The sequence below is a fragment of the Pseudomonas sp. GW822-FHT04C11 genome (assembly GCF_058800905.1).
Genome location: NZ_JBXAMS010000003.1, coordinates 237,931 through 253,195, shown reverse-complemented (window position 1 = coordinate 253,195; position 15,265 = coordinate 237,931). Strand labels below are relative to the sequence as shown.

Genomic DNA, 15,265 nt, shown 5'->3' with positions numbered 1-15,265 from the left:
GCGAGGGGGCTTGCCCCCTCACCACATATTCAGCGGCTCTGCGCGTTACGCACCGAGATCTGGTCATTCAATGTCCAGAAGTCATACAACACCCCCAGAAAGAACAACCCGCCGGTCACCAGGTACAGCAGGCCCGTCAGCCACTTGCCTTGGTACATGCGGTGCAGACCGAACACGCCCAGGAAGGTCAGCAGGATCCAGGCAACGTTGTACTCGATAGGACCAGCGGTAAAACGCAGGTCCGCTTCACGGTCCATCGCCGGGATCAGGAACAGGTCGATCAGCCAGCCAATGCCCAGCAACCCGAAGGTGAAAAACCAGATCGTACCGGTCACCGGCTTGCCGTAATAGAAACGGTGAGAGCCGGTAAAACCGAAAATCCACAGCAGGTAACCGATCACCTTGCTGTGGGTGTCCTGGTGTGAAACATCCTGACGATAGGTGTTCATGGGTTCCCTCATTTGCCTCGATAGATAAATATTCTTGAATTCTTTGTGACTTTTTTACAGGCGACCGACGTGTGGCAAATGCTACCTTGTCTCCCGTCAAAGCCTTGTAACACCTGACTTCTGTCCGACAATTGAGTCCGTTTGCCGCTTCTTTGCTGCAGTTGACCCCCGGGTTGAATCGACCAACGGCCTCGGAAAGGACAAAAAAGCTGTTATAAAGTTGCGCGCTTACCTACATAGAGCCTTGCCTAATGCGTCCATTTTTCAAGACATGGCTAACCATTTGCCTATTAATGCCACTGGCCGCCCACGCCACCAATCGTGAGCAACGTCTTCCAAACGTTAATGGTTACACCCCAAAATCTCATGTTTCTGCCGTCACCAGCAAAAACAAACACGCTGTAAAAGGTCTGACTCACCTGAGCAAGGCCGACAGCAAACCGGTCCCGCCAATGGGAGCCAAACAAAGCAGCAATGTACTGAGCCGTGCAGTAAACGTGCTTGGCACTCCTTATCGTTGGGGCGGCAGTAGCCCAAGTAAAGGCTTCGATTGCAGCGGGCTGGTGAAATACGCCTTCAATGGCGTGGGTGCGGCTGATCTGCCACGCACTTCCAACGCCATGGCCGCCGGTCACGGACAGAAAGTCGATCGCAAGGACTTGAAGCCGGGCGACCTGATTTTCTTCAATATCAAGAGCCGAAAGGTCAACCACGTCGCCATTTACCTGGGCAACGACCGCTTCATCCACGCACCGCGTCGTGGCAAGTCGGTGACCATCGACACCCTGAAGAAACCGTACTGGGAAAGCCATTACGTGGTTGCCAAGCGGGTTGAAACGAAAGAATCGAAAGCCCTGCGCATCGCTCAGCGCTGATTCGAAGCAAGATCATTGTGGTGAGGGGGCAAGCCCCCTCACCACAGACCTGCACTCCCCCCTCAGAAATTATCCGGTGACCGCGCCCTCTCCCGCGCATGCTCGCGAGTGATCAGGCCTTTGCTCACAAGATCCTTCAAGCTCATATCCAGCGTCTGCATTCCCAACGAACCCCCGGTCTGAATCGACGAGTACATCTGCGCAATCTTGTCTTCGCGGATCAGGTTACGGATTGCCGAGGTGCCAAGCATGATTTCGTGGGCCGCCACCCGGCCACCACCGATTTTCTTGATCAGCGCTTGGGAAATCACCGCCTGCAACGACTCCGAGAGCATCGAACGCACCATCGACTTCTCATCGCCTGGAAACACGTCCACCACCCGGTCAATGGTTTTCGCCGCCGAGTTGGTGTGCAAGGTGCCGAAGACCAGATGCCCGGTCTCGGCCGCCGTCAGCGCCAGGCGGATAGTCTCCAGATCACGCATTTCCCCTACCAGAATCACATCCGGGTCCTCGCGCAATGCCGAACGCAACGCCGTAGCGAAACTACGCGTATCGCGGTGCACTTCACGCTGATTGATCAGGCATTTGCGTGATTCATGGAGGAACTCGATAGGGTCTTCGATGGTGAGGATATGGTGATGCCGGTGGTTATTCAGGTAATCGATCATTGCCGCCTGGGTGGTCGACTTACCGGAACCTGTCGGCCCGGTGACCAGCACCAGCCCGCGCGAGACCTCGGCAATACGGCGAAACACATTCCCCATGCCCAGATCTTCCATGCTCTGGATTTTCGACGGGATGGTCCGGAACACCGCGCCCGGGCCGCGGTACTGATTGAACGCATTGACCCGAAAGCGCGCCACACCCGGCGCCTCGAAGGAAAAGTCGGTCTCCAGCGCCTGCTCGAACTCCACCCGCTGCTTGTCGTTCATGATCGCGTAGATCAGCTCGCGCACCTGCTTGTCATCCAGCGCCGGCAGGTTGATCCGCCGCACATCGCCATCGACCCGGATCATCGGCGGCAGCCCCGCCGACAGGTGCAAGTCGGAAGCCCCTTGTTTGGCGCTGAATGCCAGCAGTTCAGTGATATCCATAGCACTCCCCAATTCCAGTAGAATGCCGCGAACCTCAGACTGCCGGCGTCCCTTGAATGTCCACGATAGCAGACAACATAGCGCAGGTAGCTGCGCGTATCCGCGCAGCGGAGCAAGCCGCGCAACGTGCCGAGCACAGCGTCCGCCTGCTGGCCGTGAGCAAGACCAAGCCCAGCGATGCCGTGCGTGAAGCCTATGCCGCCGGCGTGCACGACTTTGGCGAGAACTATCTGCAGGAGGCCCTGGGCAAACAGCTCGAGTTGGCCGACCTGCCCTTGATCTGGCACTTCATCGGCCCCATTCAATCGAACAAGACGCGTGCTATCGCCGAGAACTTCGCCTGGGTGCATTCCGTGGATCGCTTGAAAATCGCACAACGCCTGTCCGAACAGCGTCCGGCCGAGCTGCCACCCTTGAACATCTGCATTCAGGTCAATGTCAGCGGTGAAGCCAGTAAATCCGGTTGCACCCCGGCCGATCTGCCGGCACTGGCCAGCGCTATCAGCACGCTGCCGCGGTTGAAACTACGCGGTTTGATGGCAATTCCCGAGCCGACTGAAGATCGCGCAGCTCAGGACGCAGCCTTTGCAGCCGTACGTGACTTGAACAAAAGCCTGCAAGCCAGCCTGAATCTGCCACTCGACACACTTTCCATGGGCATGAGCCACGACCTGGAGTCGGCCATTGCCATGGGCGCCACCTGGGTTCGTATCGGTACGGCCCTGTTTGGTGCCCGCGACTACGGTCAGCCGTAACGTGGCTGACTTACCTCTCTATAAGGACCTGACATGAGCAAGACACGAATTGCCTTTATCGGTGCCGGAAACATGGCCGCCAGCCTGATCGGCGGCCTGCGTGCCAAAGGCCTGGACGCTGCACAGATCCGCGCCAGCGACCCGGGCGCTGAAACTCGCGCACGGGTAACCGCCGAACACGGCATCGAAACGTTCGCCAACAACGCCGACGCCATTCAAGGCGCAGACGTGGTCGTGCTGGCGGTCAAACCCCAGGCCATGAAAGCCGTGTGTGAAGCACTGCGCCCAAGCCTGGCGCCGAATCAACTGGTGGTGTCGATTGCCGCCGGGATCACCTGCGCCAGCATGAACAACTGGCTTGGCGCTCAGCCGATCGTGCGTTGCATGCCCAACACCCCGGCGCTGCTGCGTCAGGGCGTGAGCGGTTTGTACGCCACGGCCCAAGTGACTGCCGAACAGCGTCAGCAGGCCCAAGAGTTGCTGTCTGCCGTTGGCATCGCCCTGTGGCTGAACGAAGAGCAGCAACTGGATGCGGTCACCGCCGTTTCCGGTTCGGGCCCTGCGTACTTCTTCCTGCTGATCGAAGCCATGACCGCTGCGGGCGAGAAGCTTGGCCTGCCACGGGACATCGCTGCCCAGCTGACCCTGCAAACCGCGCTGGGCGCCGCGCACATGGCCGTTGCCAGTGACGTCGACGCTGCGGAGCTACGCCGTCGCGTGACCTCGCCAGCAGGCACCACCGAAGCCGCGATCAAGACCTTCCAGGCCGGCGGCTTTGAAGCCCTGGTCGAAAAAGCACTCGGCGCCGCAGCCCACCGTTCAGCCGAGATGGCCGAGCAACTGGGTCGCTAATCAGCTCTTACAAAGGAATCAATAATGCTCGGACTCAATGACGCTGCCATTTTCATCATTAAAACCCTGGGCAGCCTGTACCTGCTGATCGTGCTGCTGCGTTTTATCCTGCAATTGGTTCGGGCGAACTTTTACAACCCGCTCTGCCAGTTCATCGTGAAAGCCACTCAGCCGCTGCTCAAGCCTCTGCGCCGGGTAATCCCAAGCATGTTCGGGCTGGACATGTCGTCTCTTGTACTGGCGCTGATCGTGCAGATGCTGCTGATAGCCGTCATCCTGGCGCTCAAAGGCTTCCTGGTCGACTCGCTGCTGTTGGTGCCTTGGGCACTGATCGCCATCTTCTCACTGTTTTTGAATATTCTGTTCTACGCGATGATCATCAGCGTGATTCTGTCCTGGGTAGCCCCGGGGAGCCACAATCCGGGCGCAGAGCTGGTCGCTCAGATTACTGAACCGGTACTCGCCCCATTCCGCCGTATCGTGCCGAACCTGGGCGGCCTCGATATCTCGCCGATCTTCGCGTTTATCGTGATCCAGTTGCTGCAAGGCTGGCTGATCCCACACCTTGCGAACTATGCCTACATGCCGCAGGGGCTGCTCGGGCTCATCTGATGAGCTACTTTCGCTGGGACGGGGATGACCTGATCCTCGACTGTCACCTGCAACCGGCGGCCCGCAGCGATGATTTCTGCGGGCTGCATGGCGATCGGCTGAAGATCCGCCTGACCGCCCCGCCGGTCGAAGGCAAGGCCAATGCCTACTTGATGGCGTTTCTGGCCAAGGCGTTTGGCGTGTCCAAGAGCCAGGTAAGCCTGATCAGCGGCGAGCTGAACCGGCAGAAGCGGGTTCGGATCAGCTCGCCGAAGAAGCTGCCGGAATTGCCGGGGTTGCTGCGTCCAGCAGGCTGACCGCGTCATCGTTCATCGCGAGCAAGCTTTGCTCCTACGGGTCATGGGTTGTACGCAAATCCGCGACCGACACAAACGTTGTAGGAGCAAGGCTTGCCCGCGATGGCAGCACCTCGGTAGAACTGAATGAAATCAGGCCCGGCCTTTGCTTGCCGCTGGGGGCCCTGCTCATTAGACTTACGCCTCATTTCAACGAGAGCAGGGTCGATGCCAACTGCCTTTCCCGCCGATTCTGTTGGTCTGGTGACGCCGCAAGTGGCGCACTTCAGCGAGCCCCTGGCCCTTGCCTGCGGCCGCTCCTTGCCAGCCTATGACCTGATCTATGAAACCTACGGCACGCTGAACGCCACAGCGAGCAACGCCGTGCTGATTTGCCATGCCTTGTCGGGTCACCATCACGCTGCCGGTTATCACAGTACCGAAGACCGTAAACCCGGTTGGTGGGACAGCTGTATCGGCCCGGGCAAACCGATCGACACCAACAAGTTCTTCGTGGTCAGCCTGAACAACCTCGGCGGCTGCAACGGCTCCACCGGCCCGAGCAGCACCAACCCGGACACCGGCAAACCGTTTGGTGCCGACTTCCCGGTGCTGACCGTGGAAGACTGGGTGCACAGTCAGGCGCGTCTGGCGGACCGGATCGGCATCAAGCAGTGGGCCGCGGTGATCGGTGGCAGCCTGGGTGGCATGCAGGCGATACAGTGGAGCATTACCTACCCTGATCGTATCCGTCACTGCCTGGCCATTGCCTCGGCGCCGAAACTGTCGGCGCAGAACATCGCCTTCAACGAAGTGGCGCGTCAGGCGATCCTCACCGATCCGGATTTCCATGGTGGCTCGTTCCAGGAAGCGGGCGTGATCCCCAAGCGTGGGCTGATGCTCGCGCGGATGGTCGGGCACATCACCTACCTGTCGGACGATTCCATGGGCGAGAAATTCGGCCGTGGCCTGAAGAGTGAAAAGCTCAACTACGACTTCCACAGCGTCGAGTTCCAGGTCGAAAGCTACCTGCGTTATCAGGGTGAGGAGTTCTCCGGGCGTTTTGATGCCAACACCTACCTGCTGATGACCAAAGCGCTGGACTACTTCGATCCGGCAGCGAACTTCGACGATAACCTGGCGAAAACCTTCGCCGGTGCCAAGGCCAAGTTCTGTGTGATGTCCTTCACCACCGACTGGCGCTTCTCCCCGGCCCGCTCGCGGGAACTGGTTGATGCGTTGATGGCGGCCAAGAAAGACGTTTGCTACCTGGAGATCGATGCTCCGCAAGGCCACGACGCCTTCCTGATTCCGATCCCGCGCTATTTACAGGCGTTTCGCAATTACATGAACCGAATTTCGCTTTGAGGAAGTCATGAGAGCCGATCTGGAAATCATCCAGGAATGGATCCCCGCCGGCAGCCGCGTGCTCGACCTCGGTTGCGGCGACGGCGAGCTGCTGACCTGGCTGCGCGATAACAAGCAAGTGACCGGCTATGGGCTGGAAAACGACGCGGACAACATCGCCGAATGCGTGGCCAAGGGCATCAACGTCATCGAGCAGGACCTGGACAAGGGCCTGGGCAACTTTGCCAGCAACAGTTTCGACATCGTGGTGATGACCCAGGCCCTGCAAGCCGTGCATTACCCGGACAAGATCCTCGACGAAATGCTGCGGGTCGGTCGCCAGTGCATCATCACCTTCCCCAACTTCGGTCACTGGCGCTGCCGCTGGTACTTGGCAAGCAAGGGCCGGATGCCGGTTTCGGAGTTTTTGCCATACACCTGGTACAACACGCCGAACATCCACTTCTGCACCTTTGCAGACTTTGAGGCGCTATGCCGCGAACGTGAAGCCAAGGTCATCGACCGACTTGCTGTCGATCAACAACACCGACACGGGTGGGCCAGTAAGCTATGGCCTAATCTATTAGGTGAGATTGGCATCTACCGCGTCAGCAGTCCTGGCCTGCAGGATCACCAGGTAGCGGTTTAACGAGGTTTTTCGAGGAGAGCGATCATGGGTCGTCTAGCCCTGTTTCTGTTAACAGCCTGCCTGAGCGCCAGCGCCATGGCCGCCGAACCGATCAAAGGCGAACGTCAGGAAACCTTTGGTGACGTGACGGTGCACTACAACACCTTCAATTCCACCTACCTGACGCCGGATATTGCCAAAAACGCCGAACTGGTCCGCAGCAAGAATCAGGGCGTGATCAATGTGTCGGTGATCAAGGCCAACAAACCGGTGATCGCCCAGGTCAGTGGCACGGTGAAAGACCTGACCAGTAAAAGCGTCCCGCTGAAGTTCAAACAGATCACCGAAACCGGGGCCGTCTACTACATCGCCCAGTTCCCGGTGGATCAGCAGGAAGTCCGCACTTTCGAAATCAACGTGCAAACCGGCGACAAAATCAACACCATCAATTTCAACCAAGAGCTCTTCCCCGGCGAATGATCAATTTCACGCAACTCGTGTTGGCCAGCCATAACGCCGGCAAACTCAAAGAACTCCAGGCCATGCTCGGCGCCTCGGTGCGCCTGCGCTCAATTGGCGAATTCAGCAGCGTCGAGCCTGAAGAAACCGGCCTGTCGTTCGTCGAAAACGCCATCCTCAAGGCCCGCAATGCCGCGCGCATTTCCGGTTTGCCGGCACTGGCCGATGATTCGGGGCTGGCGGTGGACTTCCTCGGCGGTGCGCCGGGTATCTACTCGGCGCGCTATGCCGACGGCCAGGGCGATGCGGCGAACAATGCCAAGCTGCTCGACGTACTGAAAGACGTACCCGAAGCCGAACGCGGTGCGCAGTTTGTCTGCGTGCTGGCGCTGGTACGCCACGCCGATGATCCGCTGCCGATTCTCTGCGAAGGCCTGTGGCATGGGCGCATCCTGACCGAAGCCAGCGGCGAACACGGTTTTGGCTACGATCCGCTGTTCTGGGTGCCGGAGCGCGATTGCTCCAGTGCAGAATTGAGCCCGGCCGAGAAAAACCAGCTCAGCCACCGCGCCCGTGCAATGGATTTGCTGCGCCAACGCCTGAGCCTGAAATGACCCACGACTCGTCCGCGTCGCCGCTGATATACGGCGGCGCGCAATCGCCTCGGGCGGCCCTGCCAGTGCTGCCGCCCCTGGCGTTGTACATCCATATTCCGTGGTGCGTACGCAAATGCCCTTATTGCGACTTCAACTCCCACACCGCAAGCCCCGTGCTGCCGGAAGAAGAGTACGTGGACGCCCTGCTGGCTGACCTCGATCAAGACTTGCATGCGGTTTACGGCCGCGAGCTGAGCTCGATCTTCTTCGGCGGCGGCACACCGAGCCTGTTCAGCGCGCAAGCGTTGGGCCGTTTGCTCAAAGGTGTGGAGCAACGAATCCCGTTTGCCAGCGATATCGAAATCACCCTGGAAGCCAACCCCGGGACCTTCGAACAGGAAAAGTTCGTCGCTTACCGCGCCTTGGGCATCAATCGCCTGTCGATCGGTATCCAGAGCTTCCAGCAAGAGAAACTCAAGGCCCTGGGCCGGATCCACAACGGCGATGAAGCGATTCGCGCGGCTGGCATGGCCCGTCAGGCCGGGTTCGATAACTTCAACCTGGACCTGATGCATGGCTTACCCGATCAGTCCCTGGACGATGCGCTGGACGACCTGCGTCAGGCCATCGCGCTGAAACCGACTCATCTGTCCTGGTATCAGCTGACGCTGGAACCGAACACGGTGTTCTGGAATCAGCCGCCAACCCTGCCGGAAGATGACACCTTGTGGGACATTCAGGAGGCTGGCCAGGCGCTGTTGGCCGAACACGGTTACGCCCAATATGAAGTGTCGGCCTATGCTCAGCCTGGTCGCCCGGCGCGGCATAACCTCAATTACTGGAGCTTCGGCGACTTCATCGGCATCGGCGCCGGGGCTCACGGCAAGCTCAGCCATCCGGACGGACGCATTGTCCGCACCTGGAAGACTCGCCTGCCGAAGGACTACCTCAACCCGGCAAAAAGCTTTCAGGCGGGCGAGAAAGCCCTGACCAACGAAGAGCTGCCGTTCGAGTTCCTGATGAATGCCCTGCGCCTGACCGAGGGTGTCGAGGCGCGCCTGTATCCGGAGCGCACCGGCCTGACGCTGGAAAGCCTTGCCGAAGGCCGTCGCGAGGCCGAACAAAGTGGCTTGTTGCAGGTCGAACCGTCACGTCTGGCGGCGACGATGCGCGGACAACTATTTCTCAATGACTTGCTGCAGAATTTTCTGACTTAAGGAAATCGAATGGATTTGGTACTCGATCTGCTTGCCACCGTGTCCCGCTGGAGCCGTAGCAACCTGTCGGAAATCGCCCTGGCACTGGTGGGCTGCCTGCTGGTGCTGTTTGGCGCCGATATCAAAGGCTGGATCGATCAACGCCTGGGCAGCATCGCCGGCGCATTGCGCGTCCCGTTGATGGCCCTGGTGTGCATGATCGGCAGCGGCGCTGCACTGATCTACGCCACACCATGGATCGTTCGCGGCCTGAGCCAGTTCAACAACTACAGCCTGGCGCCGGTGTTGTTGGTGGTGCTGGTGTTGATCGGCGTCGTCGCCGACCGCCGCTGACTTTCGGATACACCACATTGGATTGCGATCGATGCTTTTTTTGCCGGTCGTCAGGGAAGATCATGAGTAAGAAACTGCTGGACGATACAAGCAAATTTCTCAGCTACGTGTTGCGTCACGAGCCGCAGGCCATTGGTCTGGTACTGGATACCGACGGTTGGGCAGCCATCGACGCGCTGATAAGCGGCGCGGCACGCGACGGTAGAACCCTGGATCGGCAATTGATCCAGCAGGTTGTCGACAGCAGCGACAAGAAACGCTTTTCGATCTCCGCAGACGGCCAACGCATCCGCGCCGTACAGGGTCATTCGACAAAAACCGTCGACCTGCAATTCGAAGAGAAGCGCCCTCCCGCGACGCTGTACCACGGCACTGCGACCCGGTTCATGGCATCGATCAACGAGAAAGGCCTGATCCCGGGCTCACGTCATCACGTGCACCTTTCCCAGGAAATAGAAACGGCCAGCACCGTGGGACAACGCTATGGAACGGTAGTGATTCTGAAGGTCGCAGCCCTGGAGATGCTGGAGCAAGGCTTCAAGTTCTATCAGGCCGAGAACGGAGTCTGGCTGACGGAACAGGTGCCGGTGAAGTTCATCGCTCCCTTGTAGGACAAGCCTCTCCCTCTACAGAGCGCGGCTGGTCACTCCCACCGCTATTTGGACGCTTGAGCGCCAAACTCCTTTTCGTAATAGTCCTTGAGCTTCATGGAGTCTTTGCAACCCAACGCCAGAGCCTGATTCAGATAGGCCAGGTTCTGACTGTCCGGCTGACCTTTTTCATTCAGCCGCGTGGCCGCCAGTATGTAATAGGCCTCCGCCCGATATTGATCGTAGGTCAGCACCATGGCCTTGCTACGCGCCTGAATAGCGGCCAACGTTCTTTCAGCCGTCAACTCTGCCCGCAAATCCTGGAAACATGACGACCGCTTGGTTGGCAGTGGGTAGTAGTCACGATTGCCATCTACTCGCTGAAGCATCTGCTTCAAATCTTCCAGGTACTTCAAGTGACCTGGGCTCCTGAAGTCAAACCGCATGTACGCGATATCACACTGAAAGTGATAAGCCACGGCGGACGCCAGCAAGCCTTGACCCATTGCCTTCTGCAAAGGCTCACAGAACTGTTTGCGCTCCTCGTCGGTCGGGCCAAACTTGCTTTCGATATTGGCCAACAGATACGTCGCAACAACGTGACCACCCTCGGACGCCATCTTCAGATCATGTTTGAATGCCAAGAACGTCGCTTCAGCGTCCTTCATCGCCTCGGGTGCATTTTGGGGGTCAAACTTTCCGCTGGCTTCCAGCTTTACCAATTCATCGGAAATATGCCTGAATTGCTCCGACTTCTGCCGGGCTCGCTCAAAGTATTCGTCCGCCGATATCGAGGGCAAGCTGGCAGTAGTGGTTGCGAAGGCTGTCGAAGACAACAGGCTCAACAACAATGCAGTGGCGAGGATCAATTTCAAACCTTGTCTTCCTTTACAAGTGGGGACGTAGAGCTTTCGGCGGATAAACGCAGATCTTGAACACCACACAAAACAACTGTGGGAGCGAGCTTGCTCGCGATGACGGCCTGACAGTCAACTTGGATGTTGAATGTTATGGCCTCATCGCGAGCAAGCTCGCTCCCACATTGTGTATTGCGTAGGGCTTAGGATTGTTTCTCGAACTTCAAATCCCACACGCCGTGCCCAAGACGTTCGCCGCGGCGTTCGAACTTGGTGATCGGGCGCTCGGCCGGGCGTGGCACGCACTTGCCGTCTTCGGCGAGGTTGAGGTAGCCCGGCGCGACATTCATCACTTCCAGCATGTACTCGGCGTAAGGTTCCCAGTCGGTGGCCATGTGCAGCACACCGCCGACTTTCAACTTGCTGCGTACCAGCTCAGCGAACGACGCCTGAACGATACGACGCTTGTGGTGACGGCTCTTGTGCCACGGGTCCGGGAAAAACAGCATCAGGCGATCGAGGCTGTTATCGGCCACGCAACGGTTGAGCACTTCGATCGCATCGCAATCGTAGACCCGCAGGTTGGTCAGGCCTTGAGTCAGCACGCCATTGAGCAACGCGCCGACACCTGGACGGTGTACTTCAACGCCAATGAAATCCTGATCCGGCGAAGCCGCGGCCATTTCCAGCAGCGAATGGCCCATGCCGAAACCGATTTCCAGCGAGCGCGGTGCCGAGCGACCGAACACCTGGTCAAAATCCACCGGCGCGTCGGCCAACGGCAGGACGAACAGCGGCGTGCCCTGGTCCAGGCCGCGCTGTTGGCCTTCGGTCATGCGCCCGGCGCGCATCACGAAACTCTTGATGCGGCGGTGTTGGCGCTCTTCGCCTGCTTCCGTCTGGATAGGCGTGTCGTTCGATTCAGTCATCAATGGCTCTTACTTGATCAGACCATCCAGCGGCGAGGAAGCGCTGGCATAGAGTTTTTTCGGCATGCGCCCGGCGAGGTACGCCAGACGACCTGCAACAATGGCGTGTTTCATGGCTTCAGCCATCATGATTGGCTGTTGGGCGTGGGCGATGGCCGAGTTCATCAGCACCGCTTCGCAACCCAGTTCCATGGCAATGGTCGCGTCGGATGCAGTACCGACACCCGCATCCACCAGCACCGGGATCTTGGCCTCTTCGAGGATGATCTGCAGGTTGTAAGGGTTGCAGATCCCCAGACCCGTGCCGATCAGACCGGCAAGTGGCATGACGGCGATGCAGCCGATTTCCGCCAGTTGACGGGCAATGATCGGGTCATCGCTGGTGTAGACCATCACGTCGAAACCTTCCTTGACCAGCACTTCGGCGGCCTTGAGGGTTTCGATCACGTTGGGAAACAGGGTTTTCTGGTCCGCCAATACTTCCAGCTTCACCAGGTTGTGGCCGCCGAGTAGCTCACGGGCCAGGCGGCAGGTGCGCACAGCCTCGGTAGCGTCGAAGCACCCGGCGGTGTTCGGCAGGAAGGTGTAGCGATCCGGCGACAGGACTTCGAGCAGGTTCGGTTCGCCCGGGTTCTGGCCGAGGTTGGTGCGGCGCACGGCGAAGGTGACGATCTCGGCACCCGAGGCTTCGATGGCCAGGCGGGTTTCTTCCATGTCGCGGTACTTGCCGGTACCTACCAGCAAACGCGACTGGTAAGTACGACCGGCCAGGACGAAAGGCTTGTCGCTGCGAACGTTGCTCATCGGAAATCCTCTGTTGGGGTGAGGCTCTTGCAGAATGCGTGTGGGGCTCGGGATTCGCCTGCTGGCTACTAGCCGCCGCCGATGGCGTGAACGACTTCGACCGAGTCACCGTCGTTCAGCGTTGTTTCAGCATGCTGGCTGCGCGGGACAATATCCAGATTGAGTTCGACCGCCACCCGGCGTCCGGTCAGTTCCAGTCGGGTCAGCAGGGCCGCAACGGTTTCGCCGTCGGGCAGTTCAAGGGATTCGCCGTTCAACTGAATGCGCATGCCGGATGCCGCCATCATTTTTAGGGGCCAGCATTCTAGCCCGATCAGTCAGGTCGACCCAAGCCATTCGTCTTGAAACGGACTCTTAAGTCAGCTAAGGCGCCAGGCGGCTATCCCAAGGCACAGCCAGCCCACGAGGAATGCCAATCCGCCGAACGGTGTCACGATGCCCAGCTTGCTGACGCCGGTCAGGGTCAGCAGGTACAGGCTGCCGGAAAACAACAGGATGCCGAGGGCAAATGATACACCGGCCCAGGTGATCAAACGCCCGGGAATCTGCACGGCCAGCAGTGCTACGCCCAACAGCGCCAGGGTGTGCACCAGTTGGTAGGTGACGCCGGTGTGGAAAATCGCCAGGTATTCGGCACTCAGGCGGTCTTTCAGGCCATGGGCGGCAAACGCGCCCAGGCCCACGCCGGTGAATCCGAAAAAAGCGGCCAGCATCAGAAAGCCACGCAGCATGAGGAACTCCAGTCAGAATCATCGGGCAGGGTCTGTATAATGGCCCGCTCGACGGGTTCGGCCAAGCCATCTCTATGCTGCGTTTATTGTTCCGCCGTTTCACAAAAGCCCTGCTCTGGTTCGCCGGTGGCAGCGTGTTGCTGGTGCTGTTGTTTCGCGTCGTTCCGCCTCCAGGGACGGCGCTGATGGTCGAGCGCAAGATCGAATCCTGGGTCGATGGCGAGCCTATCGACGTGCAGCGCAACTGGCAGCCGTGGGAAAACATTTCCGATGACCTGAAGGTCGCGGTGATGGCCGGCGAAGACCAGAAATTCCCCGAGCACTGGGGTTTTGACTTCGGTGCGATCCAGGCCGCGCTGGCCCACAACGAACTCGGCGGCTCGATCCGCGGCGCCAGCACCTTGAGCCAGCAAGTCTCGAAGAACCTGTTCCTCTGGTCCGGCCGCAGCTGGCTGCGCAAAGGACTGGAAGCCTGGTTTACCGGTCTGATCGAAGTGTTCTGGCCCAAGCAGCGGATTCTTGAGGTGTACCTCAACAGCGTGGAATGGGATGACGGCGTGTTTGGCGCCGAAGCGGCTGCAAGGCATCACTTTGGCGTGAGTGCCCGGTCGCTGAGCCGTCAGCAAGCCAGTTTGCTGGCCGCCGTACTGCCAAACCCGCGAGCCTGGAGCGCCGGCCATCCGAGCCCATACGTATTGCGCCGCGCGAGCTGGATTCGGCAGCAGATGAGCCAGTTGGGCGGCGATAGCTACCTGACCGGACTCAACGCTTCGCGCCGGGCACCGTGGGCCCAGTGATTCAACACCAAACCCTGTAGGAGCAAGGCTTGTCCGCGATGAACGATAACGCGGTCGGCCAGTGACTCCGCGTCACACCTATCGCGGGCAAGCCTTGCTCCTACGAAAGCAGGCACAAACAAAAACGCCCCGATCAATGATCGGGGCGTTTTATATTGCGTTACCGCTTAAGCAGCAATCGACAGCTTGAGCTTGTTCATCGCGCTCTTCTCGAGCTGACGAATACGCTCAGCCGACACGTTGTACTTCTGCGCCAGGTCGTGCAGCGTGGCTTTTTCTTCTGCCAGCCAGCGCTGATAGAGGATGTCGCGGCTGCGGTCGTCCAGCACTTCCAGCGCTTCGTGCAGGTTGTGGGTGGAGTTGTCGGTCCAGTCGGCATCTTCCAGTTGACGGGCCGGGTCGTACCGGTGGTCTTCCAGATAGTTGGCCGGCGACTGGAAAGCGCTGTCGTCGTCCGCTTCGGCGGCCGGGTCGAAGGCCATGTCATGGCCGGTCAGGCGGCTTTCCATCTCGCGAACTTCCCGCGGCTCTACACCGAGGCTTTCAGCTACGCGATGGACTTCCTCGTTGTTCAGCCATGCCAGACGCTTCTTCTGGCTGCGCAGGTTGAAGAACAGTTTGCGCTGGGCCTTGGTCGTGGCGACCTTGACGATGCGCCAGTTGCGCAGGATGAATTCGTGGATTTCAGCCTTGATCCAGTGCACCGCAAAGGACACCAGACGCACGCCCATTTCCGGGTTGAAACGCTTGACCGCTTTCATCAGGCCAACGTTGCCTTCCTGAATCAGGTCAGCCTGGGCCAGGCCGTAGCCGGAATAGCTACGGGCAATATGTACAACAAAACGCAGGTGGGCGAGCACCATCTGCCGAGCCGCCCCCAAATCCTGCTCATAGTAGAGACTCTCGGCCAGTTCACGCTCCTGCTCCGGTGTCAGCAATGGAATGCTGTTCACCGTGTGCACATAAGCCTCCAGGTTCGCGCCTGGGACCAGAGCATACGCAGGTTGCAAAGAAGTGGTCATACGAAAAAACCTCCGACTCACATAACTCGTGCAGTTCAGC

Annotated in this window: 21 protein-coding genes; 13 read left to right on the top strand and 8 right to left on the bottom strand. The window is 59.1% G+C overall.

Translation table 11 applies throughout. The features are described from left to right. Positions 1-29: 29 nt before the first annotated feature. Positions 30-449, bottom strand: a complete 420-nt coding sequence (locus AC1RJ3_RS06745; protein WP_019694078.1) for an NINE protein — start codon at positions 447-449, stop codon at positions 30-32. 251 nt (positions 450-700) lie between these two features. Between AC1RJ3_RS06745 and AC1RJ3_RS06740 the strand changes: the two genes are divergently transcribed. Then, positions 701-1,324: a C40 family peptidase gene (locus AC1RJ3_RS06740; protein ID WP_216744029.1), complete on the top strand. Its 624-nt coding sequence runs from the start codon at positions 701-703 to the stop codon at positions 1,322-1,324. Positions 1,325-1,386: 62 nt separating this feature from the next. On the opposite strand, the gene AC1RJ3_RS06735 is transcribed toward AC1RJ3_RS06740, so the two are convergent. After that, entirely contained in the window at positions 1,387-2,421 is a 1,035-nt protein-coding gene (locus AC1RJ3_RS06735) for a type IV pilus twitching motility protein PilT (RefSeq protein WP_493078078.1), read from the bottom strand. A gap of 56 nt (positions 2,422-2,477) precedes the next feature. Between AC1RJ3_RS06735 and AC1RJ3_RS06730 the strand changes: the two genes are divergently transcribed. From AC1RJ3_RS06730 to AC1RJ3_RS06680, 11 genes are all read left to right on the top strand, one after another. After that, a complete protein-coding gene (locus tag AC1RJ3_RS06730) occupies positions 2,478-3,176 on the top strand; it encodes a YggS family pyridoxal phosphate-dependent enzyme (RefSeq protein WP_493078076.1) in 699 nt (232 codons plus the stop codon). A 33-nt stretch (positions 3,177-3,209) separates the two neighbouring features. Continuing rightward, positions 3,210-4,028, top strand: coding sequence for a pyrroline-5-carboxylate reductase (gene proC / locus AC1RJ3_RS06725; RefSeq protein WP_054594461.1), 819 nt, complete (start codon positions 3,210-3,212; stop codon positions 4,026-4,028). A 24-nt stretch (positions 4,029-4,052) separates the two neighbouring features. Further along, entirely contained in the window at positions 4,053-4,640 is a 588-nt protein-coding gene (locus tag AC1RJ3_RS06720) for a YggT family protein (protein ID WP_347928231.1), read from the top strand. Then, a complete protein-coding gene (locus tag AC1RJ3_RS06715) occupies positions 4,640-4,936 on the top strand; it encodes a DUF167 domain-containing protein (protein WP_347928232.1) in 297 nt (98 codons plus the stop codon). Before AC1RJ3_RS06720 ends, AC1RJ3_RS06715 begins: the two co-directional genes overlap by 1 nt. 207 nt (positions 4,937-5,143) lie before the next feature. Beyond that, positions 5,144-6,283: a homoserine O-succinyltransferase MetX gene (gene metX / locus AC1RJ3_RS06710; protein ID WP_489110740.1), complete on the top strand. Its 1,140-nt coding sequence runs from the start codon at positions 5,144-5,146 to the stop codon at positions 6,281-6,283. Positions 6,284-6,290: 7 nt separating this feature from the next. After that, positions 6,291-6,911 (top strand): methionine biosynthesis protein MetW, encoded by a 621-nt coding sequence (metW, locus tag AC1RJ3_RS06705; RefSeq protein WP_054594465.1) that lies wholly within the window; start codon positions 6,291-6,293, stop codon positions 6,909-6,911. 24 nt (positions 6,912-6,935) lie between these two features. Further along, positions 6,936-7,370 (top strand): DUF4426 domain-containing protein, encoded by a 435-nt coding sequence (locus AC1RJ3_RS06700; protein WP_347928233.1) that lies wholly within the window; start codon positions 6,936-6,938, stop codon positions 7,368-7,370. After that, positions 7,367-7,963 carry an RdgB/HAM1 family non-canonical purine NTP pyrophosphatase gene (gene rdgB / locus AC1RJ3_RS06695; RefSeq protein ID WP_493078072.1) on the top strand — a complete coding sequence of 199 codons (597 nt, stop codon included), beginning with the start codon at positions 7,367-7,369 and terminating at the stop codon, positions 7,961-7,963. Before AC1RJ3_RS06700 ends, rdgB begins: the two co-directional genes overlap by 4 nt. Then, positions 7,960-9,162 carry a radical SAM family heme chaperone HemW gene (hemW, locus tag AC1RJ3_RS06690; protein WP_493078070.1) on the top strand — a complete coding sequence of 401 codons (1,203 nt, stop codon included), beginning with the start codon at positions 7,960-7,962 and terminating at the stop codon, positions 9,160-9,162. The genes rdgB and hemW overlap by 4 nt, the downstream gene beginning before the upstream one ends. A gap of 9 nt (positions 9,163-9,171) precedes the next feature. Continuing rightward, the gene (locus tag AC1RJ3_RS06685; protein WP_054594469.1) at positions 9,172-9,495 is read left to right on the top strand and encodes a DUF3392 domain-containing protein; all 324 of its coding nucleotides are present in this window, start codon (positions 9,172-9,174) and stop codon (positions 9,493-9,495) included. 62 nt (positions 9,496-9,557) lie between these two features. After that, positions 9,558-10,106 (top strand): RNA 2'-phosphotransferase, encoded by a 549-nt coding sequence (locus tag AC1RJ3_RS06680; RefSeq protein ID WP_347928236.1) that lies wholly within the window; start codon positions 9,558-9,560, stop codon positions 10,104-10,106. 44 nt (positions 10,107-10,150) lie between these two features. On the opposite strand, the gene AC1RJ3_RS06675 is transcribed toward AC1RJ3_RS06680, so the two are convergent. From AC1RJ3_RS06675 to AC1RJ3_RS06655, 5 genes are all read right to left on the bottom strand, one after another. Further along, the gene (locus tag AC1RJ3_RS06675) at positions 10,151-10,960 is read right to left on the bottom strand and encodes a hypothetical protein (RefSeq protein ID WP_347928237.1); all 810 of its coding nucleotides are present in this window, start codon (positions 10,958-10,960) and stop codon (positions 10,151-10,153) included. A gap of 185 nt (positions 10,961-11,145) precedes the next feature. Then, complete coding sequence (gene trmB / locus AC1RJ3_RS06670) at positions 11,146-11,871, bottom strand: tRNA (guanosine(46)-N7)-methyltransferase TrmB (protein ID WP_347928238.1); 726 nt, start codon at positions 11,869-11,871, stop codon at positions 11,146-11,148. Positions 11,872-11,880: 9 nt separating this feature from the next. Continuing rightward, positions 11,881-12,675 (bottom strand): thiazole synthase, encoded by a 795-nt coding sequence (locus AC1RJ3_RS06665; protein ID WP_019694092.1) that lies wholly within the window; start codon positions 12,673-12,675, stop codon positions 11,881-11,883. Positions 12,676-12,743: 68 nt separating this feature from the next. After that, positions 12,744-12,944 carry a sulfur carrier protein ThiS gene (thiS, locus tag AC1RJ3_RS06660; RefSeq protein ID WP_007897898.1) on the bottom strand — a complete coding sequence of 67 codons (201 nt, stop codon included), beginning with the start codon at positions 12,942-12,944 and terminating at the stop codon, positions 12,744-12,746. A gap of 90 nt (positions 12,945-13,034) precedes the next feature. Next, positions 13,035-13,406 (bottom strand): DUF423 domain-containing protein, encoded by a 372-nt coding sequence (locus AC1RJ3_RS06655; RefSeq protein ID WP_347928239.1) that lies wholly within the window; start codon positions 13,404-13,406, stop codon positions 13,035-13,037. A gap of 74 nt (positions 13,407-13,480) precedes the next feature. On the opposite strand from AC1RJ3_RS06655, the gene mtgA reads away from it, so the two are divergent. Then, a complete protein-coding gene (gene mtgA, locus AC1RJ3_RS06650; RefSeq protein ID WP_054594472.1) occupies positions 13,481-14,203 on the top strand; it encodes a monofunctional biosynthetic peptidoglycan transglycosylase in 723 nt (240 codons plus the stop codon). Positions 14,204-14,370: 167 nt separating this feature from the next. On the opposite strand, the gene rpoH is transcribed toward mtgA, so the two are convergent. Beyond that, positions 14,371-15,225, bottom strand: coding sequence for an RNA polymerase sigma factor RpoH (rpoH, locus tag AC1RJ3_RS06645; RefSeq protein ID WP_019694095.1), 855 nt, complete (start codon positions 15,223-15,225; stop codon positions 14,371-14,373). Positions 15,226-15,265: the final 40 nt, after the last annotated feature.